Genomic DNA, 24,644 nt, shown 5'->3' on the forward strand with positions numbered 1-24,644 from the left:
CAGTCAGCTCTTGGCGGGAGCCTGGAGGCTCCACAGGCGCCCGTCGGGGTCGCGGACGGTCATCTCCTCGGTCCCGTAATGGGTGCCCTCGAACGGTGTGACCACCTCGACGACAGGATCGGGACGGAACGCGTCTGCGTCCGGCACCTTCAGCACGATCCGCGTCTGGGGCTCTTGGGCCTCGGGAACCTCGGCGATGAACACGTAAGGACCGTCGCCGTTGCGCAGCCGGCCGGAGTTGTGGTCCGTCGCGAACTCCAGCTCGTACCCCAGCGCCTGGAAGAACTGCGCCGACTTGCCCCAGTTGTGGGTCGTCAAGAACACGGCCTCGATGCCTTCGGTCGCCATGTCAGGTCTCCTTCTCGGTCGACTGCTGTGCGTGCCCATGAGCGTCGTCGAGGTAGGCGCGCAGTGCGTCGGCGACCAGCGCCGACAAGGACATGCCCGACTCGATGGCGCGGTACTTGACCTGCTTGATCAGCCCGATCGGCAGGTACACGTTGAACTGCTTGACTTCCTCATCGCTCACGAGGTGATGCTAGCATCCTAGCAAGCTAGTGACTGCGCGCCAATGAGGTCCGGGTGTCCCACAAGACCGTCCGGGCGAGCTGCAGCAGCGGCCCAGCTCCCCGTCGCGGACCTGTGATAGACGAATCGTCGCAGCTCAGAGCGGGTGTGCAGGCTTCTGGGCGACGGCCGCGGCCCACGTGCTGTGGAGCATCAGTGCGAGGCTGATCCGCTTCGCCGGCGACTTCACCCGCTACGACGTGCACGCCGTACGCGAGTGATGGCGCGGCATCGATCTGGTCCGCTGCCGACTCTTCGGCCGATGGCGTTCCGGGTGGCGGGTGCCCCTGCGGGGCCGTGTGCGCTAGCCTGCGCATGTGACCCCGCGGTCTCCCCCGTCCGCGGGGTCATGTGCGTCTTCGTTCGGCGCATGAGTGCTCACCCCTTCAGCCTGGTGATCCGGGGCGCCGCGGGAAGGGAGCGGCGTTCCGCCCTGGGTGAAGCCGCCCGGGCGGACTGGAGGTGCCGCGAGTCGGCTTCCCTCGCGGCAGGTCGGTCTGGCGGCGGGGCGTCCTCGTCTCATCGGCGGCGGATGCGAGCAGCCGGCCCGTCGTGGACTTCACCGTCGCCGCGATCACGCCGGCGGGCAAACGCGCGCTGCCGCTCGCGGCCCGCTACGCCCAGGGCCGCTGGTTCGAACCCGCCGGTCACCGACGACGGACGCCCACACCACCAGGCCGGGCGCCGGGCGGACCCCTGGCCCGGCTCGACGGGCGACCGGACGATGAGGTCCGCTGCTCCCTGCACGGGCAACACCTGCTGGATCGTAGGGTGACCTCCGCGCGCGTCACAGGAGCGGCTGCGGCGCGCCTCGGGCTCGCGGCAGCCGCTCCATGGCGAACCTGATCAGTCGGGCCGCGCCCAGATCTGGTTGGCCTGCAGGTGGCCGCAGATCCAGGTGTCGAGCCTCGTCAGGTCGGCGGTGCCGCCGCCCTCCACGTCCAGGCAGAGGGACGAGGCCGCGTTGACGAGGGTGCCGTCCGGTCTGGCCGTCCAGTCCTGCGTGGCGGCGCCGCTGCAGGTGGACAGGACGACGGGGCTGCCAGAGGTGGTGCCGGCGGCGGTCAGGCACTTGCCGAGCGAGCGCACCGTACGGTCGGCACCGGCTGTCCAGCGTTGATTGGGGTTGCCGGTGCAGGTGTAGAGGATCACGCCGGTGCCGTCGTCGGTTCTGCTGCCCGTCACGTCTGCGCACTTGGATCCGTTGCCGGTGAGCTGCCCGGTGGGCACCACAGCGCCGCAGTCACCGCCCGGGGTGAGCCGCCAGATCGCCGTACCGTGCGCGGGAACGGTTGCGGTCAGCGCGCTGCCGACGGCCGAGCGTGTCCCGGTCCACAGATCCCGGGCTGTCACCGTGCAGCCCGGCAGCCCGATGTCGGTGAGCGGGGTGGTGATCGTGCGGGCGGAGGAGCCGCGGTTGAGGACGGCCACGCCCCGGTCGCCGTCCGTCAGCGGTCGGGCCAGCACGTCGGTGCTGCCGTCGGTGGAGACCACGCCCGCCTGCCGGCCGAGCGGGTCCTGGTCGAGAGCGATCAGGTCGGTGTTGCCGAGCGCCGACCGCGCGGCGGGCGTGAGGCGGTCGACGTCCGAGGAGAGGATCAACGGGGCGGCCATCATCGACCACAGGGCGACCTGGCTGCGCGACTCGTCGTCGGTGAGGCCGCCGGCGCCCGCGATCAGGAAGTCCGGGTCGTTCCAGTTCCCGGGCGAGGCGTAGCGGCCGATCCACCGGTTGTAGCCGTAGTTGCCGAGCACGCTGGACCACCGGCTCGCGTTCGGCCGCGCGGGGTCGTACGTGGCGATGTCCGTGCCCTCCCGCCACAGTTGGCCGTCGGAACCGACCCATGACAGCACGTCGAACCAGGTGGGGTTGCCCCACTCGCCGCTCTGGAAGTATGCGGGTGCCGATTCGGAGAACACGATGTCCCGGCCGGAGGCCCGCAGCGCCGCGGCCTGGTCGTCGTATGCCTGGTGGTACGCCTGCTCCTGCGTCCGGCCCGGTGCCGTGTACACGTTGCAGCCGTCGAGTTTGAGGTAGTCCACGCCCCAGGCGGCGAACGAGGCCGCGTCCACGACGAAGTGGTCGGGGCCGCCGCCCTGCGGCCGACCGCTGCCCGGGTAGCCGCCGCAGGTCGTCGATCCGGCGTCCTCGTAGATGCCGAACTTGAGCCCGCGCGCGTGCAGATACGACCCGAGCCAGGCCATGCCGTGCGGGAACTTCACCGGGTCGGCCGCCAAGGTGCCGTTCCCGTCACGGGACTTGGCCATCCAGCAGTCGTCGACGGTCACCGTGGCATAGCCCTTGGCGGCGAGGCCGGTGGCCACCAGGGCGTCGGCGTTGGCGGTGACGATCTGCTCGGTGACACCGCACTGGTAGTGGGCCCAGTCGTTCCAGCCCATGGGCGGGGTGGGTGCGAGCGGTCCGCCGTCGCCCAAGGGAGCGGCGGGAGAGGCGTGCGCGGCCGTGACGGTGATCGGCAGACACAGCAGCGCCGCCGCCAAGGCGGTCAGGACGGTGCGGTGGCCGGTGAACCGGCGTCGCGGAGGGCGGGAGGATACGTCGCGGTGGTGGCGCAGGTGTCGGACACGTGGGGGGTGGAGCACGGGAACTCCTCTCGGTCGAGAAAGAGACGTGCTGGGACGGGTGAAGGACGTGCGTCTGAGCGTGTGTTGCTCGGGGCGTCTTCTCCTGCGGTGACGATCAGGGACGGCCCGCCGGAACCGGGGCCCTGTCCTTCGCGCCGAGGGCGCCGATGAAACGGGCGACCGTCGCGGTCATGGCCCGGCGGCCGTCGGCGAGCCAGTCACGTGGACCGGCACCCGGTTCGGCCAGGAGACGGGTGCGCACCGCCTCCGTCATCGCGAGGTCGAGTGCGGAACCGGCTGCGATCTTCGCGATGCCGTGGTGGGCTGCGTTCCTCAGCTCCTCGTCGGACAGCCCCGCCGAGTCGCGCAGCACGAGCGGTGTACCGATGGCGGCCCGCAGCCGGGCGAGCAGGTGGTGGTCGAGGCGTCCGGTCGCGGGTGAACGGCCGTGGGTGCCCTGCTGGTACGAACCTCTCCTGTGCGGCGCGGGGAGGGTCACTGCCAGCGCGTCCACCCCGGTGGTCGCCGTGAATGCCCGGGCCGCCTCCGGTTCCGTGGGTGAGCCGCGGTCCCATTCCGCCTCCACGTGAAGTCCTTGCTCGTGCGCCCAGGCCACCATGTCGCGGGTGATGGCGACCTGTTCGGGGTACGGCAGACGGGTCGCGTCATACGTGATCGAGCCGAAGCCGCAGTGCGCTGCCTGGGCGAGCAGCGCGGTTCGCCGTACCCGGTCCAGGTGGAGTGCCACGGGCACCGCCGCGGCGCGTGCCGCATCCGCGGCGGCCCGGGCCAGCGGCGGCAGTTGCCCCCCATGGTGTTCCACGACGTCCTCGCTGATCTGTACGACCACCGGCGCTCCCACCGCCTCGGCGCCTTCGACGACAGCCCGGATGTGTTCGAGGGTGACGACGTCGAACGCCGCGACGGCACTCCGCTCCGCGGCCGCCGCGGCGAGAAGTGGGCCGGTGGCTGCGAGAGGCATGGGTCCTCCGGAGTCGGGATGCCTGAGGGTCGGCAAAGGGGGGAGGTGCTGAGCGCTACGCAGTCAGGTGCAAGCCGATGATTGTTTATGCATCATATCCGTGTGTTTGAAGCAACTTCAAGCAAAGGGAGGTTGTCGGCTCTGGCTCCTTCCGACAGGAGGCGACGTCAGGTGGCGGCACCCGGAGGCGACGTCAGGTGGCGGCACCCGGAGGCGGCGTCAGGTGGCGGCACACGGAGGCGGCGTCAGGTGGCGGCACACGGAGGCGGCGTCAGGTGGCGGCGTCGGGGCGGGCAGGTCGGCCGACTCTGTCGTGCCCCACCGCTGCTCTGGGCCGCGGTTGTCGGTCCACCGGGACCATGCCCAGGGCGCGGACGCTGCCGTCCGTGTCGCCGTGGGCCTCGTCAACCGGCCGCTCATCGCCCGGGTTCCGCAGCTGTCGGGGCTCCCGAAGTGCACCACGCAACGCATGCACACCCGTGGTGATCCCGTTTCCCAGCCGTCGTTGTAGAAGACCCGTTCCACAGCGACGTCGAAGCCTTCCGGCGGTGTCTGCGGCACGCACTGCTCGCCGGTGCCCACCTTCTTCGTCGGCTGTTTCACATCGGTGCGCGGTCCCTTGGTCGACTTGGTCGTCGTACTTGTTGGTCCCGAGGAAGGTGACGGTCACGGAGGTGTCGGTCGACTCGGCCTGGATGCAGATGGCGTTGCCGGAGTCGTTCTTGAACCCCAGGTCCAGGCTGCCCCAGGCGACTGTCGCCTCACGGCCCTCCGGGTAGCGCTCGATGTAGAAGGAGTGGGCGCCGTGCTCCACCAACTTCATCCCGGCGAAGGACGCCGCGTTGTAGACGGTGGTGGCCACGCTGAGAAATCCGCCGCCGGACGCCTTCGTGGACTCGTTGTCGAGGGTGATGAGGCCCTCGACGAAGCCGTTGGCCTCGGTGCGCACAGCGAAGCGTGGGGGAGCCGGCGGCCGGGTCTGTGCATGTGCCGCCGCTGTTGTGACGCCCGGGGACGTAAGAACCAGGTGCCTCCATGTGGGTTACGGCGCTTTTGGCCTTCAGATACTGGCAAGGGCTGCCGGAAGCCGTGTGCCCGGATGGTGGACCGGCGCCAAACATCGATTTCTGGATGTTTTAAGCGGTCAATCGGTATATGGGGCTGTTTAGGTGTCCTAGTCGCACAGCATGTACCAGGTGCAAGGCGACAAGAAGGGAGCACAAGCGTGGCTGACTGGAAGCAGATCTCTGGCGGTCTCACGACGATCTCGGTGGGGTCCCGGACTCACGTGTGGGGCGTGAACTCCTCGGGACAGATCTACCGTTACACCGGGCACGACGCGAATCCGTGGGTGGGTATCCCGGGTCGTGCGGTGGACATCGGTGTGGCGGCCGACGGGACGGTGTGGCATGTCAACTCCGCGGGCGGGATCTACCGTTACACCGGGGACCAGGGTTCCACCGACTGGGTCTCCGTCTCGGGCGGCCTGTCCCGCATCTCCGTCGGTTCTCGGACTCACGTGTGGGGCGTGAATTCCTTAGGGCAGATCTACCGTTACACCGGTCACGACGCGAATCCGTGGGTGGGTATCCCGGGTCGTGCGGTGGACATCGGTGTGGCGGCCGACGGGACGGTGTGGCATGTCAACTCCGCGGGTGGGATCTACCGTTACACCGGGGACCAGGGTTCCACCGACTGGGTCTCCGTCTCGGGCGGCCTGTCCCGCATCTCCGTCGGCTCTCGAACCCACGTGTGGGGCGTGAACTCCTCGGAGCAGATCTACCGCTACACCGGTCACGACGCCAACCCCTGGGTCGGCATCCCCGGCGCTGCCGTCGACGTCGGAGCCGCCGCCGACGGCACCGTCTGGGTCGTCAACTCCGCCGGCGGCATCTACCGCTACACCGGAGACCAGCCGAGCTGACCTGCGTGAGCAAGGACGCGCGGAGGTCCCGTTCCGCAGAGACCGGGACCCCTCACCTGCGCAGGACAGGCGGTTGACTCTGCTTGGGCTTGCCCAGGAGGTCCTGGGCAAGCCCGCGCCACCGGTGGTGGCTGTGAGGCTGGACGAAGTCGACGGTCATGTAAGTGGATCTGCCCGCAGTTCCGTGAACCTCCGGGCCCGAGGCGGGATACAGCACCGGTTTCACCGGCGCACGCTGCACTCATACGCCGAATGGGAGGTCCCGTGGTCCGCCGCTTTCGGCCGAGGCCGACGCGAAGGGCCTGGAAGCCGTTCCATCCGTGCGGGGCAAGTGCGGCCGACCACGGCGCCGACCGGACGTCGTTCTCGCTGACCGCGGGTACGACCACGACAAGTACCGTCGCCTGGTGCGGAAGCTCGGCGTGAAGCCGCTGGGCGCCCGACGAGGCATCGAGCACGCCTCGGGGCTGGGCACTCAACGCTCGCTCTTCGAGGGCGAGTTCACCCACTTGCGCTGGTTCCGCCGTCCGCGGATCCGCTGGGAGGTCCGCGACGACATCCACGAAGCGTTCCTCACTCCGGGATGCGCGCTGATCTGCCGGCGGCGCTTGACCTCGTGCCGATGAAAGTGCGTCGACGCGTGCAGGGGAGGGCACGGGCTGGGAGATCACTGGCAGGGAGCTCACCCACCTATTCGTTCCTGGGCGGCCATGACCTCATCGCCGTGCTCGAAGGCCCCCGCGCCCAGTGCGTCGATCGGGCCGAGCAACGTCCGCCCCAGAGCGGTGAGTTCGTACTCGACACGAGGCGGCGCTTCGCCATAGGCATTCCGTACCACCAGCCCGTTGAACTCCAGCCGCCGCAGCGTCTCAGTCAGGACCTTGGGACTGATGCCGCCGATGCGCTTGCGTAGTTCGCCGGGGCGTTCGGGGCCGTCCCGCAGGACCCAGATCAGCACGGCGTTCCAGGTGTTGGAGAGGAGGTCAAAGGCGAGGCGGGCGCGGCAGTCGGCGAGGTAGGCGTCGGTCGTCACGTACCAAATGGTGCCTGACGGGTTTCCTAGTGTCGTCCCGAAAGCGGTTGGAGGAGATACGGAGAGGGGCGTATCGATGAAGATCGGTGTGCTGGGAACGGGAAACATGGCGGACGCACTGGCCACGCAGTGGGTGCGGGCCGGACACGAGATGTTCGTCGGAGGCCGGGACGAGCAGAAGGCCCAGCGGCTCGCGACGCGCATCGGGGGCGGTGCGGGGCACGGGAGTCTCCATGCTGCGGTCGGCTTCGGTGAGGTGGTGCTGGCCGCGCTGCCGTACGGCGCGGGAGCAGACATCGTCAGGGAGCATCAGTCGGCGCTGAAGGGGAAAGTCCTGCTCGACTGCGCCAATCCGGTCGGGCCCGGCTTCCGGCTGCTGACAGAGGGCGGCCCCTCGGCGGCACGCCAGCTGGCTGCGGCGGCACCGGGCGCGCACGTCGTCAAAGCGTTCAACCTCTGCCACGAGGACGTGTGGCGGATGACTCCGCCGGTCTTCGACGGTCAGCCCCTGAGCGTTCCGATCTGCGGGGACGACGAGGCGGCACTCGCACTGGCACGCACGCTGGTGCGGGACATGGGCTGTGAGCCGGTGGCCGGGGGCGGGCTGGACCGCGCCGGACTGCTGGAGGCGACCGCCGCGCTGTTCATCGGACTGTGGGTGGCGGAGCAGGCGGACGTACGGACGATCGCGCCCCCGCTGGCCTGTGCGACAGGTCCACGAGCCGAGAGCGCGTGAGGCGTCCAGGGCGTGGGGGCATTCCGTCAGGAGTTCTGAGTGCCGAGCTGGTGTCGTTCCAGCCGGTACCGGGCCAGGTGATGTTTCTGATCGGGAGTGGGTCCGGCTGGAGCCCCACCTGTCGAAGGACACGGCATCGGAGATGGCCGGGTGACGGCATGCGGGAGAGGATCTCGCGCGCTGCTCAGGCCGATGCTGATGAGGAGGGCCGGACCGACGTGATTTCGATGCCCGCCGAGCGAAGACGGGCCTCGATCAACGCGGTCAGCCGGGCCCAGGCCGGCTTCTTCGCCAGCCAGCAGGGAGAGGTTCTGGCGGGTGACGTCGACCACCTTCCACTGGCCGGCGTCCTGGTAGCGGTAGTAGCCGTGGGCGTGCGGGCCGGGGATCTCCGTTCGGCTGTCCGGCACGATGGTGTCCCGCAGTCCGAGCGGCCGCAGGATCCGTCGCTGCATTTCCGCGGCGTACGAGCGGCCGGTCACCCTCTCGATCAGCAGCAGGGCCAGCGTGTAGTTGGTGTTGGCGTAGCTCTGGTCGGTGCCCGGCTCGAACCGCGGCGGTTTGGACAACGCGAACTGTACGAGCTCCTCCGGCCGGTAGGGGCGGAACCGGTTGTCCACCCACTCCTGGCCCGCCGCGGGGATCCCCGGCACGAACGTCCCGTCGTCGTAGCGCTCGCCGCCTGCGTAGTCGAACAGCCCGCTGGTGTGCTGCAGCAGCATCCGCACCGTGATCCGACGGTCCAACGCGAGCCCGGGCGGGTAGTCGGCCACCGGGGAGTTCAGTCCGATCTTGCCCCCGGCCACCAGTTGCAGCACCAGGGTCGCCGTGAAGGCCTTGGTGGTGCTGCCCATCCAGAACCGCCCGTTCGTCGGCGGCTTCGCGGCCTCGCCCAGCTTGCGCACCCCTGCGCTGCCGACCCACTCGAGTGTTTCGCCTCCGCGAAGGGACGCCCGGCCGGGCTGACGTACCGCCGTCACCAGCCGTTCCCGATAGCGGCAACGGCGCATGCCGTGTCCGTGGGCGAACTCGTTGATGGTGCCCTCCACTCCGGAGCGGACCGCGTAGCGGGCCTTCCACTCGGGTGTCTGAGGCTCGCTGCGGACACGGACTTGCAGGTCGCGGAGTTCTCGCGGAGGGAAGCCCACGTTCCGGGCGCTCTCGCGGGAGCTGGTGCACCGAGGGCGGTCCGGACACGGCTGACACTGGCTCTTGGTAAACGGCCGCCCAGCGGTCCTGCACCAGAACACGTTCAAGCGGGGCCACGTCCGTATGGCCGACGAGGGACGGCACTGAATGTCGCGACCAGCAGGGCCACCGGCAGGGCACGGTCCTACCCGGTCGACTTCTTGATGCGCCGAGATCGGCAAACCGTATTTTCGCACGTCAGTGAACCCTTCTCCGGATTTCAGCGGCGTCTCCGGCAGTTTCGGCGCGGGCAGCGGGGCTCCGTCGTAGTCCTTCACCTCGCCGAAACGCGTTCCCCGCATCGTCGCGGCTGGCATGAGTCGCAGTCGTGTTCCTCATCGAGCAGAGGGGAAAACCAACGCTCTTGAGGGCGCGCAATGCTTGGATGTAACCCTTGAGCTTCGATGTAACCCTGACAAGAGTGATGTGGCGACTATGAGAGACATGTGCGAGCGTTGAGGACTATATGGCGAAGCTCTTACGGGGCCTGACGTCCAAAATTCAAACAACACATTTTGGGCCAGCCCCTGAGGGGAGCGGGCAGTGGCGCAGGCAAGTCAGGACAAGACGGCCCACGTGCTGGGGGTCGACATCGGCGGAACCGGTATCAAGGGAGCGCCGGTCGACCTCGAGCTCGGCAGCCTCATCGGTGAGCGGGTCCGGATCCCGACCCCGCATCCGGCGACCCCGCGGGCAGTCGCGGACGTGGTCGTGCAGGTGCTCTCCCAGATCGGCGTCCCAGGACCGGTCGGGCTGACGCTCCCGGCCGTCATCCGGGGCGGCAGAGTCCAGACGACGGCCAATATCGATCCGGCCTGGATGGAGACGGACGCGGCCCAGCTCTTCGCACGAGCGACCGGCCGCGACGTGAGGGTAGTGAACGACGCCGACGCGGCCGGAATCGCCGAGATGCGCTTCGGCGCCGGCAAGGGACGCAAGGGCGTCGTCGTGATGGTGACGCTCGGCACCGGTATCGGCAGCGCCGTCTTCTCCGACGGGTACCTGGTGCCCAACAGCGAGCTGGGGCACCTGCCGCTGCACCACGGGGATGCCGAGGACTGGGCCGCGGAGTCGGTGCGCGAGCACGACGACCTGTCCTGGAAGAAATGGGCGCACCGGCTGGAGACGTATCTCGAGCTGGTCCAGCGGCTGCTGTGGCCCGACCTGATTGTCATCGGCGGCGGCGTCAGCAAGAAGGCCGACAAGTTCCTGCCGTACGTCGATCTCAGGACCGAGATCGTGCCGGCGCAGCTGTTGAACGATGCGGGCATTGTCGGTGCGGCGCTCTTCGCCCCGGCCGGGAAAGCTCAACCCTAGTCCGCCGCGCTCGATATGAGCGCAGGAGCAGCACCTTCAGGGAGGCTCGCATTGAGCGACAACGACCTGGAAACACTTTCCGTCAACACGATCCGCACTCTGTGCATGGACGCCCTCCAGGCGGCCGACTCCGGCCGTCCGGGGACACCGATGGGAATCGCCCCGGTCGCGTACACGCTCTGGCAACGCTTCCTGCGCTTCGACCCGGCCGACCCGATCCGGCCCGACCGCGACCGCTTCGTGCTGTGGCAAGGACACGCCTCCGCGTTGCTCTGGTCGCTGCTCCACCTCGCCGGCGTGCAGGCTGTCGACGCGGACCACGAGGCCCTCGGCCGACCCGCCGTGACCCCCGACGACCTCAGGACCTTCCGCCAGCTCGGCTCGCGCTGCTCCGGGTACCCGGAGTACCGGTGGACCAGCGGCGGGCCGCGCTGATCCGGCACTACCGCACGCTCAAGGACTAGGAGGCGCCACATGGCGACAGACAAGCCCATGCAGCTCGGGATGATCGGTCTCGGCCGGATGGGGGCGAACCTGGTGCGTCGGCTGATGCGGGACGGCCATCATTGCGTCGTGTCCGACGTCAACACGGACGCCGTCGCCGAACTGACCGGCGAGGGCGCGACGGGCGCAGACTCACTCCAGGACTTCGTCGCGAAACTGGACAAGCCACGAGCCGTATGGCTCATGCTTCCGGCTGCGATCGTCGACTCCATCCTCGACCAGCTCGAACCGTTGCTGGAGCCCGGCGACATCCTGATCGACGGCGGCAATTCCTACTACCGCGACGACATCACGCGCGCCAAGCGTCTTGCCGGCAAGTCGCTGCACTATGTTGACTGCGGGACCAGTGGCGGGGTCTGGGGGCTGGAACGCGGCTACTGCCTGATGATCGGTGGCGAGGACGAGGTCGTGGCCCATCTGGACCCGATCTTCAAGACGATCGCTCCCGGCGAGGGCTGCGCCGAACCGACGCCGAGCCGGACCCGGACCGATGGCACCGCCCCGCTCGGGTATCTGCACTGCGGGCCGAACGGCGCCGGGCACTTCGTGAAGATGGTCCACAACGGGGTCGAGTACGGGATGATGGCCGCGATCGCCGAGGGCCTCAGCATCATCAAGCGCGCGGACGCCGGCAAAAGCCGGCAGGAGGTCGACGCGGAGACGACGCCGCTGCGCGATGCGTGGGCCTACCAGTACGACATCGACGTCGGAGAGGTGGCCGAGGTCTGGCGGCGCGGCTCGGTCGTCGGCTCGTGGCTGGTCGACCTGATCGCCGACGCCTTCGCCGCCTCGCCCTCCCTCGACGGCTTCGCCGGGCGGGTCTCCGACTCCGGGGAAGGCCGCTGGACCGTCCTCGCCGCCGTGGACGAAGGCGTCCCGGCACCGGTCATCACCACCTCGCTCTACGAGCGCTTCGAGTCCAGGCAGGCCGGGGAGTTCACCGACAAGATCCTCTCGGCGATGCGCTCGGAGTTCGGCGGTCACGCCGAAAAGAAGGGCTGAGGGCTATGCGTCACCAACTCCAAGTCGACGCCGCCCCCGATGCGGTCGCCGCCCGGGCGTTTCGACCTCGTTCAGCTGGGTCTCGGCCCGGACGGGCACACCGCTTCGCTGGTGCCACGGAACCCGTGCATGACCATGACGCCCGGTCCTATTGCCGTGCCGGCCCCGTAAGGGGGATCAGATGGCTTTGAACTCGTCGAACGTTCCCGCTGACGTGCTGGTCATTTTCGGGATCACTGGCGACCTCGCGCGAAAGATGACGTTTCGCTCGCTCTATCGGCTTGAGCGGCGCAGGCTGCTGACCTGCCCGGTCGTCGGAGTGGCGCGCGACGGCTGGTCCGACGACGCGCTGCGTGACCACGCCCGCACGGCGATCAAGGCAACGGGTGAGCCGCTCGACGACAGTGTCTTTGCCCGGTTCGCCGCCCGACTCAGCTATGTGCAGGGCGATTACACCGACGAGGAGACGTTCCATCGCCTCGCCCGGGCGGTCAACGGCAGGCGGCGCCCCGTCTTCTACCTGGAGATCCCGCCGTCGCTGTTCGCCCGGGTGGTCGGGGGCCTGGCAGGCGCCGGGCTGACCAAGGGCGCCCGGGTTGTGGTGGAGAAACCGTTCGGGCATGACCTTGCGTCGGCGCGCGCCCTCAACGACGAGCTGCGTCAGCTCCTCGACGAGGATCAGCTGCTGAGGATCGACCACTTCCTCGGCAAGGAGCCGGCGATGGACATCCTGTTCCTGCGGTTCGCCAACTCCGTGTTCGAGCCGGTGTGGAACCGCGACCACGTCTCCTGCGTGCAGATCACCATGGCCGAGGACTTCGGGGTCGAGGACCGCGGCCACTTCTACGACCCGGTCGGCGCGCTCCGCGACGTCGTGCAGAACCATCTGCTGCAGCTGCTCGCCCTGGTGGCGTCCGAGCCGCCGTCAGCCGCCGATGCGGACGCGCTCCGAGACCGCCGGGTCGATGTGTTCCGGGCCATCCCCGACGCCGACCCGGCCCACTACGTCCGCGGACAGTACGAGGGGTACCTGCAGGTCCCCGGCGTGCGGCCGCGCTCGCGCACCGAGACCTTCGTCGGGTTGCGGCTGGAGGTCGAGAACTGGCGCTGGTCCGGGGTGCCGTTCTTCATCCGCGCCGGCAAGTCGCTCCCCGAGCGAGTGACCGAGATCCGGATCATGTTCAAGCGCCCGCCACGGCTTGCGTTCGCGCAGCGGTTCGCGCCAGAGCCCGACCAGTGGATCCTGCGGATCGATCCGAGCCCTGGCATGAACTTCCGCGTCCAGGCCAAGCAGCCGGGCAAGCAGGACACGCAGCTGGTGGACCTCGACCTCCTCTTCGCGGCCGAGCTGGGTGAGGCACCCGAACCGTACGAGCGCCTGCTCAGTGATGCAATGCAAGGCAACGCGAGCCTGTTCACCCGGGAGGACTCGGTGGAGGAGACGTGGCGGATCGTCCAACCACTGCTGGAGGCGCCCGGCAACCCCGAGCGCTACCGGCAGGGGACCTGGGGTCCGGCGGGCGCGAGCAAGCTCGTCGCCGGATATTCGCGATGGCACGAACCCTGGCTGCCGGCGAGGCCTCCCGACTGACACAGCCACGCCCCGGACCGGTGAACCGCCGCCTGCACCCGTGGATATGGTGAGTCAACCACCGCGGGGTGGGGGAGTCAGCGGCCTCAACACCGTGGCCGCACTGTGGAGTTCGGCGGCTGCCGTCGGCGTGCTGGCCGCCTCCGGCCGGCTGGAGTTGCGCGTGCGCCGTACGGCCGTCGTCCTGGCCGTACACCTGCCGCTGCACCCGGCGGGCCGGCTGATCCCCGTCGCCATCGTCGCGATCACCGCGAAGCTCAGTCCTTGCGACGCCGTTCATGTAGATGGTCACTCGTTGTCGTTGTCAGCGAGGTCGGAGAGGATGTCGACGAGGACCAGGACGGTCGGCGTCTGCCCGGCCGTGTGGAGCGGCCGGCCGGCCCCACTGGAGTGGGCGCGGATCTCCGACAACGGGTGGAACGTCTACGTACCTGCTTTCCCTGGACGGCACGCTCGGACGCCGGAGGCGTCCGCGGTCAGCTGCAGGTCGGCAGAGGCGACCTCCGACCCGCCGGCCGGCCTCAGGCAGCGGCCGGACCCCACACCCAGATGCTCGACTCGAAGAGCAGAACTCCTGTGGTCAGATCCGGCGAGGCGCGATGTCCGGTGTGTGGTCTGGTCTCCGAAGCTCGCGCCGTGCGGTGCACGGCAGCGGCTGCTCCGACGGACTCGGCTCCGTGGTGGCGCTCCTGCACCCAGAAGCCGTACGGCGACCACGCAGAGGCCCCGGCCACGGCGGGTTGCCTTGCACGAGCGGGCCCGGGCGCGGATGCTGCATGGTGCGTATCCCGGTCATCGAGACCCGGCCACCGGATGTCGAGATGGGGCGTCATGTCTGTCGGTGGGCTCTTCCGCGTGCTACGTGCCGCGGTGTTCGCGGTCGTCTGTGTCGTGCTCGCGGCCATCGGCCACGTGCTGATGTCGGGCTCACCGTTGCCCTGGTGGGTACTGCTCGCATCAGTGACCGGCGTGGGAGCCATTGCCTGGGTGCTCGGGAGCACCGAGCGTGGCCGGACCGGCGTGATCGCCCTGACGGTCGGCGTGCAGAGCTGCCTGCACATGTGCTTCGCGCTCGCTCAAGCAGGTCGGCATCCGGTCATGGCCGTACCCGATGACGCGGCCGCGGTCCGGCAGTGGGCCAGTTATCTGCTGGGCGGGACCGATCCCGATCCAGGCTCTACGGCCCGCTCCTACGACCCGGCAGTGCACTTCGGGCTGACGCGCACGATGCCCCTGCCGGTGGCGCACGACCTGGCCCCCATGAACCATGTCGGCCACTCGATGACCGGCATGGATGGTGTGGTCGGCATGCACCAGATGGGGGGCATGACCGGCACGGCCTCCTCCGGGATGCTCGCCGCCCACCTTCTGGCGGCCGTACTGTGCGGGCTGTGGCTCGCCCAGGGCGAGCGGGCCGCGTTCCGCCTGCTGCGGGCGCTGACGGACAGGGTGTTCGTGCCGTTGCTGCTCGTGCTCGCCGTACTACTGCCGTTCCCGCGCCGGCCGCGTCTGCGGCCCTCGCACCGGCGGGTGCGCCGTCCTCGGCGCCTGCTGCTCGTCCACACGCTCACCACCCGAGGCCCGCCCGGGGAGATCGCTGTCGCCTGACAGCCGGATTCCTGCCCCGCGACCGACGCGGCGCAGGCTCCCGTTTGCGCATGGGCGCGAGCGGATCTCTCTCACTCGTGCGCGGCCGGCGGGACAACCATGCCCGCCCACACAAGGCATGAAGGTGTCCGCTTGTCGGCTCCGCGCACGGGTCCAGTGAAAGGACCTCGGGCCATGAGCCCTGCCCTGCCTGCCGTGACCGATGAGACGGTCACCGCATGGGCCCTCGCCGCCGCGGGCGGAGATCGTGACGCGGTCGACCGGTTCGTACGCGCGCTCCAGCGCGATGTGCGCCGCTATGTGGCATACCTGACCGGTGACCCGCAGAAGGCCGACGACCTCACTCAGGACACCTTCCTGCGCGCCCTGGGCAGCCTGCACCGGTTCGAGGGACGCTCCTCGGCCAGGACGTGGCTGCTGACCATCGCCCGCCGCGCGGTGGTGGACAGCATGCGGCACGCGTCCGCCCGGCCCCGGCTGACGGACACCGGCGACTGGCAGACCGAAGCCGAGCACAGCCAGCCGCTGGGCCTGCCCGGTTTCGAGGAGGGAGTCGCCCTCATGGACCTCGTCGACTCCCTGCCGGACGACCGGCGCGAGGCATTCGTCCTCACTCAGATGCTCGGACTGCCGTACGCCGAGGCGGCCGCCGCGACCAGGTGTCCGGTCGGCACCGTGCGCTCCCGGGTCGCCCGGGCGCGCCTGAGTCTGGCGGGGGCGCTGGAGGCAGCCGAACCGGTCCGCAAGGCGGAACCGGTCGCTGCCTGACAGCACGCGTTCGCCGTTCCGACCCCGCCGACGGACAGACCGTCAGCCAACGGCCGGAGCGGCGCACGCGCCAACAGCCGTGTCCTGGAAGCGGCATAGGTGGTCGCCCCAAGCGTCGTCTCGACCGGTCTCCTGAGCCTGATGGTGGTCACCCTGGTGGTTCAGCACCTGAGGATGAGGTGATCGGCGGACAGATGAACGTCGACCTTCGTGGCACTCGCGCGATCGTCCCCGGTCTGGGGGTGGGGGACCGGCAGGACCGGGCGACGGCGGGGGCCTGCCGGTCTGCGCGGCTGCGCTCACCGGGTACCGGATTTGGGGGGGGCACGGATATCCCCCCATGGATCCGCTGACGACCCGGGGCGGACTTACGCGGGCTCCACGGCTCCCGGGATTCCGCGCACCCGGGACCCTCGTGAACCAGTAGGGCATGCGGAGCCTGCGATCCGGGCGCCGGGCGCCGGCAGGTGGTGGGTCATCTGCCTGGACGGAACTGAGGGCCGTAGGTTTCCTTGGTGCCGTTGATCGGGATCTCCATCAGCCCCACGGCCGGAGTCTCCAGCCTGCGCATGCGCCGCACAGCAGCCTTCAGGCTGTGCCGGTCGCCTTCTGCCCACGCCGTGTCGAGCGCTTCCAGAAGTGCGGTGTAGGTGCTGTCGAAGTCGTCCAGGAGCCGCTGGGCCTCGGCGGGTGGCCGGTCCCAGCCGCCCGCAGGGACCCTGGCCATGGGCCGAGTGTCGGGGAATGGCACGGGAGCACCAGTGAACGTCCAATCCCCGTCGGTCTCACGAAGCTGCCGGCCGTGATAGATCTCGGCGAAGGCGTAGTAGTGCGCCATGTGACCGTCTCCCTGGCCGTCGGCCGCAGAGGCCGCGGTGCCTTCACCCTGGTCTTTGATGATCTCGATCGAGCGCTCGACATCGTCGAGAGTCCTGACCGGCCTGAGTGTGTCCTCGCCGATGCGCTCGTGCATCTGCCGGTCCACTGACAGATCGGGCGCCACCACCCGGAACGCCTTCCGCAGTTCCTCATAGAAGACGCCGATGCTGAGTGGGTCGTGCGCGCCCTCGGTGAGTGGTACCGCGGGGGCTTCGATGGCCATCATCACGTCCCCGACGAGCGATTTGGTCAGGCCGGACAAGTACACGTTGACCCCTGGATGCACCCCGCCCGGCAATGGGCCCGGGTAGGCGGGTGCCGACTCTCTGATCCGTGGCCGTCCTCCCAGGCCTACCAGCAGGTTGCAGACGATTCCGAGGTGATACATCTCGTCGGAGATGATGCGCCGGATCAACCGGGACGCGTCACACTTCCGATTCTCGATGGACCACCAGCCGCACAGGTACGGCGGGATGGTGGAGAACTCGATTTCCACCGCGACCTGAAGGGCCGACCTGAGCCAGTCGACGCCGCGGTTCTCCTCCGGCACTGCGAGGAGGCGGACCGCACTCCCGCGCTGTGCTGCGGCGTGCAGCTCGGGCGCCGACAGTCTGGGGGTTTGGGCGGGAGCGGCCAGTGAGATCGGTGTGCCCGCCGCCAGGGCGGCCGACGCCAGGAGAGTACGGCGCCGGATGGGGTCACCGGCCGACTCCTCGGGAGATCTTCTCGTGTTCGCCACCGCAGCCTCCGTACATACGCCCGCGATCCGGGCCCTGACCTCGAACCAGGTGCGCGAAGCTAGCAGCCTCGGACGACCTCTCCTCGGCGCCTGCACGGCACGACGCGCACTCCCACGCCATCGGCCCGCGGCCGGGAACTCGGCGCCCGTCGGCCGCGACTACGTACTGAATGGAGTGAACCCGCGCTTCGCCGGGTGAGGTCTCGTACCGCTCCACATGGCGTGGCAGTGCAGCATGCACCTCGGACAGGGCGTCGTGCAGCTGCGGGCGGAGGCCGAGGCGGCGCGCGAGGCGGGTCTGCCGGGCCGAGTTCGTCACGGAGACGGAGCTGCCCTCCCCGGTGGCCGGCGCAGTGCGGGTGACCGGACAGGCGCAGTTCCACGATGTCGTGTGCACCGTCGACCTGGTTCCCCCCAGGCGTGGTAACCGACGGGGGCGAAGGCAACGAGTGGCCGGGGGTCCACGACCGGCTCCTGGCCTCGCAGATCCTGGTCATCGCCTCGCCGACCTGGCTGGGCCGGCCGTCTTCGGTGGCGCAGCGGGTGTGGGGAGCGGATGGACGCGACGATGTTTGAGGCGGACGACGAGGATCGCTCCGTCGCCTACAACCGGGTGCCGGGTGTAGTGGTCACCGGCAACGAGGACGGCGCTCACTGCGTCATCAGCCAGATCTCCGGCGCCCTTGCGGACATCGGCTACACCGTTCCCGGCCAGGCGTGGACGTACTTGCACCTCGGCCTGCGACCCGGCCCCGACTACCCGGAGGAACGCGGTGGCGACTGGGCGCCCAGCACCGGCCGTACGATGGCCGACAACCTCTGCGGAGTTGCCCGGGCGCTGCCCGCACAGCCGCTGAAACTGCCCGGTCGGCCATTTCCGTGAGTACGCGGCGCTGCGCTCGCTCTACCACCTCAAAGAGGCGGATCCGCACGCCTGGGTGATCCCCAGGCTGCGCGGGCGGGCCAAGGCCGCCATGGTGGCCGTGGAGTTCGACGAGTTCGGCGCGGGCCACGCGGACGAGATCCATGCTCAACTGTTCGCCGACCTCCTGGCGGACCTGGGTCTGGATACGTCGTACGGCCACTACGTCGATGCCGCACCGGCTGAGGTGCTGGCCACCGTCAACGTGATGTCCCTGTTCGGCCTGCACCGAGCCCTGCCCGGGGCGCCCGTCGGCCACTTCGCGACCGTCGAAAATGACCTCGTCCCCCGCGTCCCGTCGTCTGGCCGAGGCGCTGCGCCGCATGGGCGCCGGCCCCGCGGCCGTGCGGTTCTACACCGAGCACGTCGAGGCCGACGCGGTGCACGAATCAGGTAGTACGGCATGAGGTGGTCGCGGGCCTGCTGGCGGGCGAGCCCGGACTGGACGCCGACGTGGTGTTCGGGATCCGTACGACTGGCCATCTGGAGGACCGGCTGGCCGCCCGGCTGCTGGAAGCCCGGCGGGGCGGCCGGACCGCGCTGCGCACGGGCCGCGTCAACCCGGCCACTCTGGGTACGTAGGCACGTGAGAATGAGGAGTGATCGGGCACACCGCGATGAGATTGATAGAGCGACGTGAAGACCTTGCTGATCTGCCCATTGGCCCTGCGCGAGGGCATCCTGCTGCGCCACCTGGAGGAGGGCGCCGACTGGTGGGCCCACGTAGGGTTCGGTTCGGCCCCGGCACTGAGCAGCGGCGACTCCACGGACTCGACAGCGCGGCCGTCCGCCGCCTGCCACCGCGTCCTGCAGCACCAGCTCTCGGGCACTGAGGGGCACTGCCCTGTCCGGGTCACCAGGAATCCTGGAAGCCGAGTTCCTTCGCGAGGACGATCCGGGCGCCCATGTTCCGCTCCATCATTTCCAGCGCGGCGACCGCAAGATGGGGGTGGATCGAGGCGACGGCGTCCCTCGGCACCGTGACCTCCAGATGACGGATGTGCGCGTCAAGGGCGGAGTACAGGACGCACTGCTCGGTGACCTGACCGGTCAGGACCACCGTTCCGACGTCCAGGTGCCACAACAGATAGGACATGGGGGTGTCGTAGAAGATCGAGTGCCGGGCCTTCACCACGAAGAGAGATGCGTCGTCCGGCCGGATCGGCTCGACCAGGCCGGCGTGTGGGCTGGACAGCGCGGATGCGACCAGTTCCCCTTGGTGGGAGCGCCAGAGCCCGAAGTTGTCGTTGGCGTAGATCACCGGCACGCCCGCGTCCCGGGCCCGGCCGATCAGATCCGCCAGCACGCGCACGACCCGTTCGGCGGCGGGTGCCAGCAGCTCGGCGTCCTCATGGTCGTAGGTGTTGATCATGTCGATCACGACCAGCGCGCTGCGACCCCTCTCTCCCGGCCCGGACACGGTGTCCACCACCTCGCGCGGTCAGTCCCGCAGCCTCGGCAGGACCTTGGTGCGGTAGAAGTCGAAGAAGCCCTGCTGGTCCTTGCCGATCTGGCTGACGTACACGCCGTCGAACCCCGCGTCGACGAACGCCCTCAGCGCCTCGACGTGAGCGTCCGGATCGTCGCCGCACGGCACCGACCCGGCCACCTGCTCCTCGGTGACCAGCTGCGACGCCTGCTCGAAGTGGCTCGGGGTGGGCAGGACCTGCGCGAGCTCGCCGGGCAGCTGCTCGGTGGCCCACAGCCGGTGCGCGGTGCGGACCGCCTCCCGCTCGTCGGTGCCCCAGCACACCTTGAGGCCCCCGTACACCGGCTTGGTGCCCCGGCCACCGCGCCGGAATCGCTCCACCAGAGACTTGTCCGGCATCATCGTGACCAGCCCGTCGCCGATCCGCGCGGCGACCTCGGCGGCCTGCGGGCCGAAGGCCGAGACGTCGATGGGCACGGGTTCGTCGGGCAGCGTGTATAGGCGGGCGTTCTCCACGGTGTAGTGCTTGCCGTGGTGGCTGGTCTGCTCGCCGGTGAACAGCTGCCGGATGATCTGGAGTGCCTCCTCCAGCATCTCCATGCGGACCGGGGCCTCCGGCCAGACCGTGCCGAGGATGTGTTCGTTGAGCGCCTCGCCGGTGCCCACTCCCAGCCGGAAGCGCCCACCCAGCTGTACTGCACTGGTCGCGGCCGCCTGGGCGATGACGGCGGGGTGTGTCCGCACGAGCGGGCAGGTCACCGCCGTCTCCACAGGCAGCGAGACCGCCTGCGAGAGAGCACCGATCACCGACCACACGAACGGGCTCTGCCCTTGGCTGTCGTTCCACGGGTGGTAGTGGTCGGATATCCACAGTGACTCGAAGCCGGCCTGTTCGGCCATGCGCGCCTGCTCGACGAGTTCCGCCGGGCGATGCTCCTCACACGCGAGGAAGTATCCGAAGCCGGTCATGGTGCCTCCTGAACCGCGTGTCGATCGGGGGTGACCGCAGCCGAGTACCCGATGGGCACGAGCTTGTGCATGGTGTCGCCGACAGGAGGAGGGGTACCGGTACCAGGCAGGCGTGGCCCGGAGGGCCCGAAAGCCCCGGTCGAAGGCCTTGTCACTGTCACGGATGTTTCCATGACACTGCGTGCTCCGCCCCGTACGGCCTGGCGGAACTGGCGGGGCTGGCGGCGGTCCGACGACCTGCGGACCCCGCTCCGATCGACCGAGGCGGAGGACGCCGGTCGGCGCTTTCTGCTGTACGGCCTTCTCCCGTTGTGGGTGGTACCCGGCCACGCGGACTGGTGAATGCACCGACGGACCCGGATCGAGCACACCAGCGGCACCAAGGAGTCCGCGGTCCACGCGCTCATGATGACCGAGGCCGGTGTACCGGGGCTCACGGGCCTGCTCGCACGGATCAACCCACTGGTGCTCACCGCGATGGGCGGCGCCGCCCTCGCGCATGGCGCGACGGATGCGGTCAGCATGGTTCCGAAGGGAGTGGGATCCGCGCTCGCCGAGGGAAAGGCGATCCGCTGACGACTCTTGGCGCAGGTGCGGGAAAGCGGAGGCGAGTGAGACGCGGGCGGTGTCAGCGAAGTCCCGAGAGAGGGAGCTGATTGACCGTCAGTAAAGTCAGCATTGGGTCAGCATCAGTCCGATCAAAGCTGACTACGGCTGGCGAAACGTGCACTTCAGGATGGAGTGGAACGGGGGGTGTGAAGGGTGTTTGCTCACGTGGTCTGAGCGAACCGGGCGGGGTGCGTTTCGCCTCGCCCGGCTATGTGCGTGCCGAACCGGACAATCCCAGCTCAGCGCACTCGACCCCGCGGCTTCAGCGGTACGGCCGGCAGTTCGGGAGCGGGCAACGGGTCCCCGTCGTAGCCCTTCACTTCCCCGAACCTCGTCCCGTTCGTCCAGTCCTCGCGTGCCTGCTTGATGTCGTCCTGCGTACGCCCGACGAAGTTCCACCACATGATCAGTTCCTCGGCGAACGGCTCGCCGCCCAGCAGCATGATTCCGGCGTCCGACTCGGCGCGCAGCGGGAGTTCGGTGCGGCCGCAGCCGAGGTAGAGCATCGAGCCGGGCAGCACGGGTACGCCGTCCACGTGCACCTCGCCGGACATGGCGAGCACGCCGTACTCGAATTCGGGTTCCAGCGGCAGGCGGAGGTCGGTGCCCCCGGTGAGCGCGAGGTCGGCGCCGACGATCGGGGTGAACGTCGTACCGGGGGAGGCGGCGCCGTCCAGGGCGCCGAGGATGACCGTGGCGGTCAGGCCGGGCGCGGTGACCTTGGGCAGGTCGGGGTGGTGCTCGAACTTCGGCTCGGTGTGCCGGTGCTCGTCGGGCAGAGCGACCCACAGCTGAGCGCCGTGCAGGAAGCGGGCGTGCGGCTTCGGGCTCTCCTCGGAGTGGCTGATCGCCCGGCCCGAGGTCATCAGGCCCAACTCCTTGGGGCGGATGGTCTGCAGGCTGCCGGTGGAGTCCCGGTGCAGCACCTCGCCCTCGTGCAGCCAGCTGACCGTCTGCAGTCCGATGTGCGGGTGGGGCGGAACCTGCATGCCCGGCTCGTCGGCGATGTCGTCGGGGCCGTAGTGGTCGACGAAGGCCCAGGCGCCGATCATGCGCCGGCCGAGGTTCGGCAGAAGTCGGCGCACCTCGGTCGACTCGCCGAGTTGCACATGGCGGGGGCTCAGCAGCTCGCGGACGGGTTCGGCGACGACGAAGCCGCGGCCGCCGCACACACTGGGCACGGGCGCGCGGTCAAGGTTGCTCATGCCGCCCAACCTAGCGGCAGGGCGTCGCCGTTGCCGAGTGCGCCGGGGGTGTGGTGCGGGCGTTTGGCGGACAACAGAACCCCGGTCACGCTTGGTTAAGTCAATCAGCTGACTTATATTCGGCAAAGCGTGCAGACCGCGTCCCTGTGATGGAGGCGCGAACCATGTCCCAAGCGCACTCCCGGCCCGGCGAGGCGGGGGAGTCCCCCATACCCCGGACGAATGTCGTCGTCGCGGTGCTGGCCCTCGGCGGGATCGTGGTCTCGCTGATGCAGACCCTGGTGATCCCCATCGGGCGGCTCCCCGCACACCGGCATGCCTCAGTGCTGCTGCGGAACCGGCGAAGGCGTGGCGTACACGGTCGCTGAGACCGGCGTCGGCGACGCCGGGCGGTGGCCGTGATGCGGTACCGGTGAGGGGGCCGGGGTGGCCGGCACGGGCCGCGGCGCCCCCGGGTGCCCGGGCGACGGGACCGGCGAGGGGGTGCCCGTGCGCGGAGTGGACGGGACCGGCGAGGGGCTTGCCGTGTGCGGCGCGGACGGGGCCGGCGAGGAGGTGTCCGTGCCGGGGGCCGACGGTACCGGGGTCGGGGCGCTCGTGCGCGGTGCGGACGGCACCAGTACCGGCGTCGCCGTGCGGGCCGGGGCCGGAGACGGCTTTGCGTGACCGCCCGCAGGGGCGGGCGTGGGAGCGGCGGTGGCGTCGGGCCGGGACGCGGAGTGTGCGCCGCTCTGGGACGCCCGCGCGGTCACGGCGCCGCCGACGGCCAGTGCCGCGCCGACGGCGGAGACCCCCAGGGCGGTGCGCAGCCTGCGGATGCGGCGAGGACGGGGGATGCGGTGTGCGGACATGGGTTCCTTCGATTGCTCGGGTCGGTGGGACTTAGGTCGAAGTGGAGGCCTCCATCCCGACAGACGTCCGACCCCGGGCGAGGTTGCAGGCGACGGCCGACCAATTTTCCGCACGGGCGACCGGCCTCCGTTCACCGGCAGGACGGCATCTCACCGGCAGGACGGTCAACGGTCTGTCGCCGAAGGATGGCATCGGCCTGGCTTCTTCTGCCGTCCTTCGGCGACGGACCGTGCGGAGGGCCGCGACCGGCAGCCGGCCCGAGCCCGCGACCCGCGGACGGGCCCGAGCCTGCGATCGGCGACGGGCCATGACGGCCACCTGCAGATGAGCCCATGACGGCAATCCGCGGATGAGCTCATGACGGTGATCCGCGGATGGGCTCATGACGGTGATCCGCGGAGGGACCCGTGGCAGCGATCTGCGGACGGGCCGTTGTCGGTAATCCGTGGTCACGCCCTACGTCGCACACCGGCAGGAACGTGGCACGCCGCACCTCGCGCGTTGCACTTCGCACCTCGCACGCCAAACGCCGCACGCCGCGTCCCGCACGTCGCGCGTTGCACCTCGCGCGCCAGGCCGCCGGTCGGCGGGGAGCCGGTCCTCGTCGCGGCCACGACGTGGTCCGCGTCGGCGAGCTGCCGCACAGGTGTGGGGCCGGCCCAGGGCGCGGCGGCCCCGGTCAGTCGGCTCCGCCGGTCCACTCCGGTGCCAGCACCGACCAGATCTCCTCGTCGTGCCGCTGCCCGCGGTGCAGGTAACTCTCCCTGAGGAGGCCGTCCCTGCGCATGCCCAGCCGCCGGGCGACCGCGATGCTCGGGGCGTTGTGCGGCGACACCCACCACTCGACGCGGTGGATGCCCCGCTCCCGGATCGCCCAGTCGATCAGCACTCGGGCACCCCGGGTCACCAGGCCCCGGCCCACCGCCGCCGGCTCCAGCCAACAGCCGGCCTCGGCGGTGCCCCGGGTCACGTCCATGCGACGCAGGATCACCGCCCCGACCAGCGTGCCGTCGAGGCGGATCCCACAGATGCGGCCCGCGTCCGCGGCCTCCTTCTCGGCGTACGCCTGCAGGAACGCCCGGCTGGACGCCAGGTCCGTGATCACGTCCGGCAGCCCGTTGAACCGTCCGATGAACTCACGGCCCCGGTCCACGTGGGCGAGGAACTCCCCGGCCTGCCGGGGGAGGAGGGGACACAGACCGGCACCGTCGTCACCGAGCGGGATCGTGTACAT

Annotated in this window: 26 protein-coding genes and 3 pseudogenes; 16 read left to right on the top strand and 13 right to left on the bottom strand. The window is 69.7% G+C overall.

What is annotated here, in order from left to right; translation table 11 throughout:
• Positions 1-3: 3 nt before the first annotated feature.
• The 5 genes and pseudogenes from ACFZCP_RS35825 to ACFZCP_RS35845 all read right to left on the bottom strand — a co-directional run.
• Positions 4-348, bottom strand: coding sequence for a VOC family protein (locus ACFZCP_RS35825; RefSeq protein WP_391436495.1), 345 nt, complete (start codon positions 346-348; stop codon positions 4-6).
• Between the two features lies 1 nt (position 349).
• Complete coding sequence (locus ACFZCP_RS35830) at positions 350-529, bottom strand: CopG family transcriptional regulator (protein WP_361316216.1); 180 nt, start codon at positions 527-529, stop codon at positions 350-352.
• Between the two features lie 884 nt (positions 530-1,413).
• A complete protein-coding gene (locus ACFZCP_RS35835; protein ID WP_391436500.1) occupies positions 1,414-3,171 on the bottom strand; it encodes a ricin-type beta-trefoil lectin domain protein in 1,758 nt (585 codons plus the stop codon).
• Between the two features lie 97 nt (positions 3,172-3,268).
• On the bottom strand, positions 3,269-4,135 hold the full coding sequence (locus tag ACFZCP_RS35840) for a class II fructose-bisphosphate aldolase (RefSeq protein ID WP_391436505.1): 867 nt from the start codon (positions 4,133-4,135) through the stop codon (positions 3,269-3,271).
• A gap of 492 nt (positions 4,136-4,627) precedes the next feature.
• Positions 4,628-5,081, bottom strand: a pseudogene (locus ACFZCP_RS35845) (VanW family protein); the annotation flags it as partial.
• A 153-nt stretch (positions 5,082-5,234) separates the two neighbouring features.
• On the opposite strand from ACFZCP_RS35845, the gene ACFZCP_RS35850 reads away from it, so the two are divergent.
• Complete coding sequence (locus ACFZCP_RS35850; protein WP_391436510.1) at positions 5,235-6,059, top strand: tectonin domain-containing protein; 825 nt, start codon at positions 5,235-5,237, stop codon at positions 6,057-6,059.
• Positions 6,060-6,466: 407 nt separating this feature from the next.
• Positions 6,467-6,685, top strand: a complete 219-nt coding sequence (locus ACFZCP_RS35855) for a hypothetical protein (protein WP_391436514.1) — start codon at positions 6,467-6,469, stop codon at positions 6,683-6,685.
• Between the two features lie 56 nt (positions 6,686-6,741).
• On the opposite strand, the gene ACFZCP_RS35860 is transcribed toward ACFZCP_RS35855, so the two are convergent.
• On the bottom strand, positions 6,742-7,092 hold the full coding sequence (locus ACFZCP_RS35860; protein WP_391436521.1) for a winged helix-turn-helix transcriptional regulator: 351 nt from the start codon (positions 7,090-7,092) through the stop codon (positions 6,742-6,744).
• 76 nt (positions 7,093-7,168) lie between these two features.
• Here ACFZCP_RS35860 and ACFZCP_RS35865 point away from each other — a divergent pair, with 76 nt between their 5' ends.
• Positions 7,169-7,828 carry an NAD(P)-binding domain-containing protein gene (locus ACFZCP_RS35865; RefSeq protein ID WP_391436523.1) on the top strand — a complete coding sequence of 220 codons (660 nt, stop codon included), beginning with the start codon at positions 7,169-7,171 and terminating at the stop codon, positions 7,826-7,828.
• Positions 7,829-7,854: 26 nt separating this feature from the next.
• Here the strand turns inward: ACFZCP_RS35865 and ACFZCP_RS35870 are convergent, their stop codons facing one another.
• Positions 7,855-9,333: a serine hydrolase gene (locus ACFZCP_RS35870; protein WP_391436526.1), complete on the bottom strand. Its 1,479-nt coding sequence runs from the start codon at positions 9,331-9,333 to the stop codon at positions 7,855-7,857.
• A 226-nt stretch (positions 9,334-9,559) separates the two neighbouring features.
• Between ACFZCP_RS35870 and ppgK the strand changes: the two genes are divergently transcribed.
• From ppgK to zwf, 5 genes are read left to right on the top strand one after another with little or no spacing between them, the layout of a single operon-like run.
• Positions 9,560-10,333: a polyphosphate--glucose phosphotransferase gene (gene ppgK, locus ACFZCP_RS35875; RefSeq protein WP_391436533.1), complete on the top strand. Its 774-nt coding sequence runs from the start codon at positions 9,560-9,562 to the stop codon at positions 10,331-10,333.
• A 51-nt stretch (positions 10,334-10,384) separates the two neighbouring features.
• The gene (locus ACFZCP_RS35880) at positions 10,385-10,768 is read left to right on the top strand and encodes a hypothetical protein (RefSeq protein WP_391436538.1); all 384 of its coding nucleotides are present in this window, start codon (positions 10,385-10,387) and stop codon (positions 10,766-10,768) included.
• A 39-nt stretch (positions 10,769-10,807) separates the two neighbouring features.
• Complete coding sequence (gnd, locus tag ACFZCP_RS35885) at positions 10,808-11,839, top strand: phosphogluconate dehydrogenase (NAD(+)-dependent, decarboxylating) (protein ID WP_391436543.1); 1,032 nt, start codon at positions 10,808-10,810, stop codon at positions 11,837-11,839.
• Positions 11,840-11,878: 39 nt separating this feature from the next.
• Positions 11,879-12,010 carry a 6-phosphogluconolactonase gene (locus tag ACFZCP_RS35890; RefSeq protein WP_391436548.1) on the top strand — a complete coding sequence of 44 codons (132 nt, stop codon included), beginning with the start codon at positions 11,879-11,881 and terminating at the stop codon, positions 12,008-12,010.
• 10 nt (positions 12,011-12,020) lie between these two features.
• Positions 12,021-13,430: a glucose-6-phosphate dehydrogenase gene (gene zwf, locus ACFZCP_RS35895; protein WP_391436552.1), complete on the top strand. Its 1,410-nt coding sequence runs from the start codon at positions 12,021-12,023 to the stop codon at positions 13,428-13,430.
• 288 nt (positions 13,431-13,718) lie between these two features.
• On the opposite strand, the gene ACFZCP_RS35900 is transcribed toward zwf, so the two are convergent.
• On the bottom strand, positions 13,719-13,841 hold the full coding sequence (locus ACFZCP_RS35900) for a hypothetical protein (protein ID WP_391436557.1): 123 nt from the start codon (positions 13,839-13,841) through the stop codon (positions 13,719-13,721).
• A 420-nt stretch (positions 13,842-14,261) separates the two neighbouring features.
• Here ACFZCP_RS35900 and ACFZCP_RS35905 point away from each other — a divergent pair, with 420 nt between their 5' ends.
• The gene (locus ACFZCP_RS35905; protein WP_391436562.1) at positions 14,262-15,038 is read left to right on the top strand and encodes a hypothetical protein; all 777 of its coding nucleotides are present in this window, start codon (positions 14,262-14,264) and stop codon (positions 15,036-15,038) included.
• Positions 15,039-15,212: 174 nt separating this feature from the next.
• Entirely contained in the window at positions 15,213-15,806 is a 594-nt protein-coding gene (locus tag ACFZCP_RS35910; RefSeq protein WP_391436574.1) for a sigma-70 family RNA polymerase sigma factor, read from the top strand.
• Positions 15,807-16,281: 475 nt separating this feature from the next.
• Here ACFZCP_RS35910 and ACFZCP_RS35915 read toward each other — a convergent pair whose 3' ends face one another.
• Positions 16,282-17,424, bottom strand: a complete 1,143-nt coding sequence (locus tag ACFZCP_RS35915) for a ferritin-like domain-containing protein (RefSeq protein ID WP_391436577.1) — start codon at positions 17,422-17,424, stop codon at positions 16,282-16,284.
• Positions 17,425-17,783: 359 nt separating this feature from the next.
• Between ACFZCP_RS35915 and ACFZCP_RS35920 the strand changes: the two are divergent.
• Positions 17,784-18,307, top strand: a pseudogene (locus tag ACFZCP_RS35920) (flavodoxin family protein).
• A pseudogene (locus tag ACFZCP_RS35925) lies at positions 18,303-18,928 on the top strand (iron-containing redox enzyme family protein); the annotation flags it as partial. The pseudogenes ACFZCP_RS35920 and ACFZCP_RS35925, both read left to right, overlap by 5 nt.
• Positions 18,929-19,199: 271 nt before the next feature.
• On the opposite strand, the gene ACFZCP_RS35930 reads toward ACFZCP_RS35925, so the two are convergent.
• Both ACFZCP_RS35930 and ACFZCP_RS35935 read right to left on the bottom strand, forming a co-directional pair.
• Positions 19,200-19,766, bottom strand: coding sequence for an isochorismatase family protein (locus tag ACFZCP_RS35930; RefSeq protein ID WP_391436583.1), 567 nt, complete (start codon positions 19,764-19,766; stop codon positions 19,200-19,202).
• A gap of 21 nt (positions 19,767-19,787) precedes the next feature.
• Complete coding sequence (locus ACFZCP_RS35935) at positions 19,788-20,744, bottom strand: TIGR03557 family F420-dependent LLM class oxidoreductase (RefSeq protein WP_391436588.1); 957 nt, start codon at positions 20,742-20,744, stop codon at positions 19,788-19,790.
• A 171-nt stretch (positions 20,745-20,915) separates the two neighbouring features.
• Here ACFZCP_RS35935 and ACFZCP_RS35940 point away from each other — a divergent pair, with 171 nt between their 5' ends.
• Complete coding sequence (locus ACFZCP_RS35940) at positions 20,916-21,086, top strand: hypothetical protein (protein WP_391436592.1); 171 nt, start codon at positions 20,916-20,918, stop codon at positions 21,084-21,086.
• A complete protein-coding gene (locus tag ACFZCP_RS35945) occupies positions 21,087-21,320 on the top strand; it encodes a hypothetical protein (RefSeq protein ID WP_391436597.1) in 234 nt (77 codons plus the stop codon).
• A gap of 272 nt (positions 21,321-21,592) precedes the next feature.
• Here the strand turns inward: ACFZCP_RS35945 and ACFZCP_RS35950 are convergent, their stop codons facing one another.
• Complete coding sequence (locus tag ACFZCP_RS35950) at positions 21,593-22,558, bottom strand: pirin family protein (RefSeq protein ID WP_391436600.1); 966 nt, start codon at positions 22,556-22,558, stop codon at positions 21,593-21,595.
• A gap of 164 nt (positions 22,559-22,722) precedes the next feature.
• Here ACFZCP_RS35950 and ACFZCP_RS35955 point away from each other — a divergent pair, with 164 nt between their 5' ends.
• Together ACFZCP_RS35955 and ACFZCP_RS35960 are read left to right on the top strand one after the other, a co-directional pair.
• Positions 22,723-22,926, top strand: a complete 204-nt coding sequence (locus ACFZCP_RS35955) for a hypothetical protein (RefSeq protein ID WP_391436604.1) — start codon at positions 22,723-22,725, stop codon at positions 22,924-22,926.
• A 58-nt stretch (positions 22,927-22,984) separates the two neighbouring features.
• Complete coding sequence (locus tag ACFZCP_RS35960; RefSeq protein WP_391436607.1) at positions 22,985-23,224, top strand: hypothetical protein; 240 nt, start codon at positions 22,985-22,987, stop codon at positions 23,222-23,224.
• An 865-nt stretch (positions 23,225-24,089) separates the two neighbouring features.
• On the opposite strand, the gene ACFZCP_RS35965 is transcribed toward ACFZCP_RS35960, so the two are convergent.
• Positions 24,090-24,644: a GNAT family N-acetyltransferase gene (locus ACFZCP_RS35965; protein WP_391436612.1), complete on the bottom strand. Its 555-nt coding sequence runs from the start codon at positions 24,642-24,644 to the stop codon at positions 24,090-24,092.

Source organism: Streptomyces sp. NPDC007971 (genome assembly GCF_042958635.1).
In the GTDB taxonomy this organism is placed as follows: Bacteria; Actinomycetota; Actinomycetes; order Streptomycetales; family Streptomycetaceae; genus Streptomyces.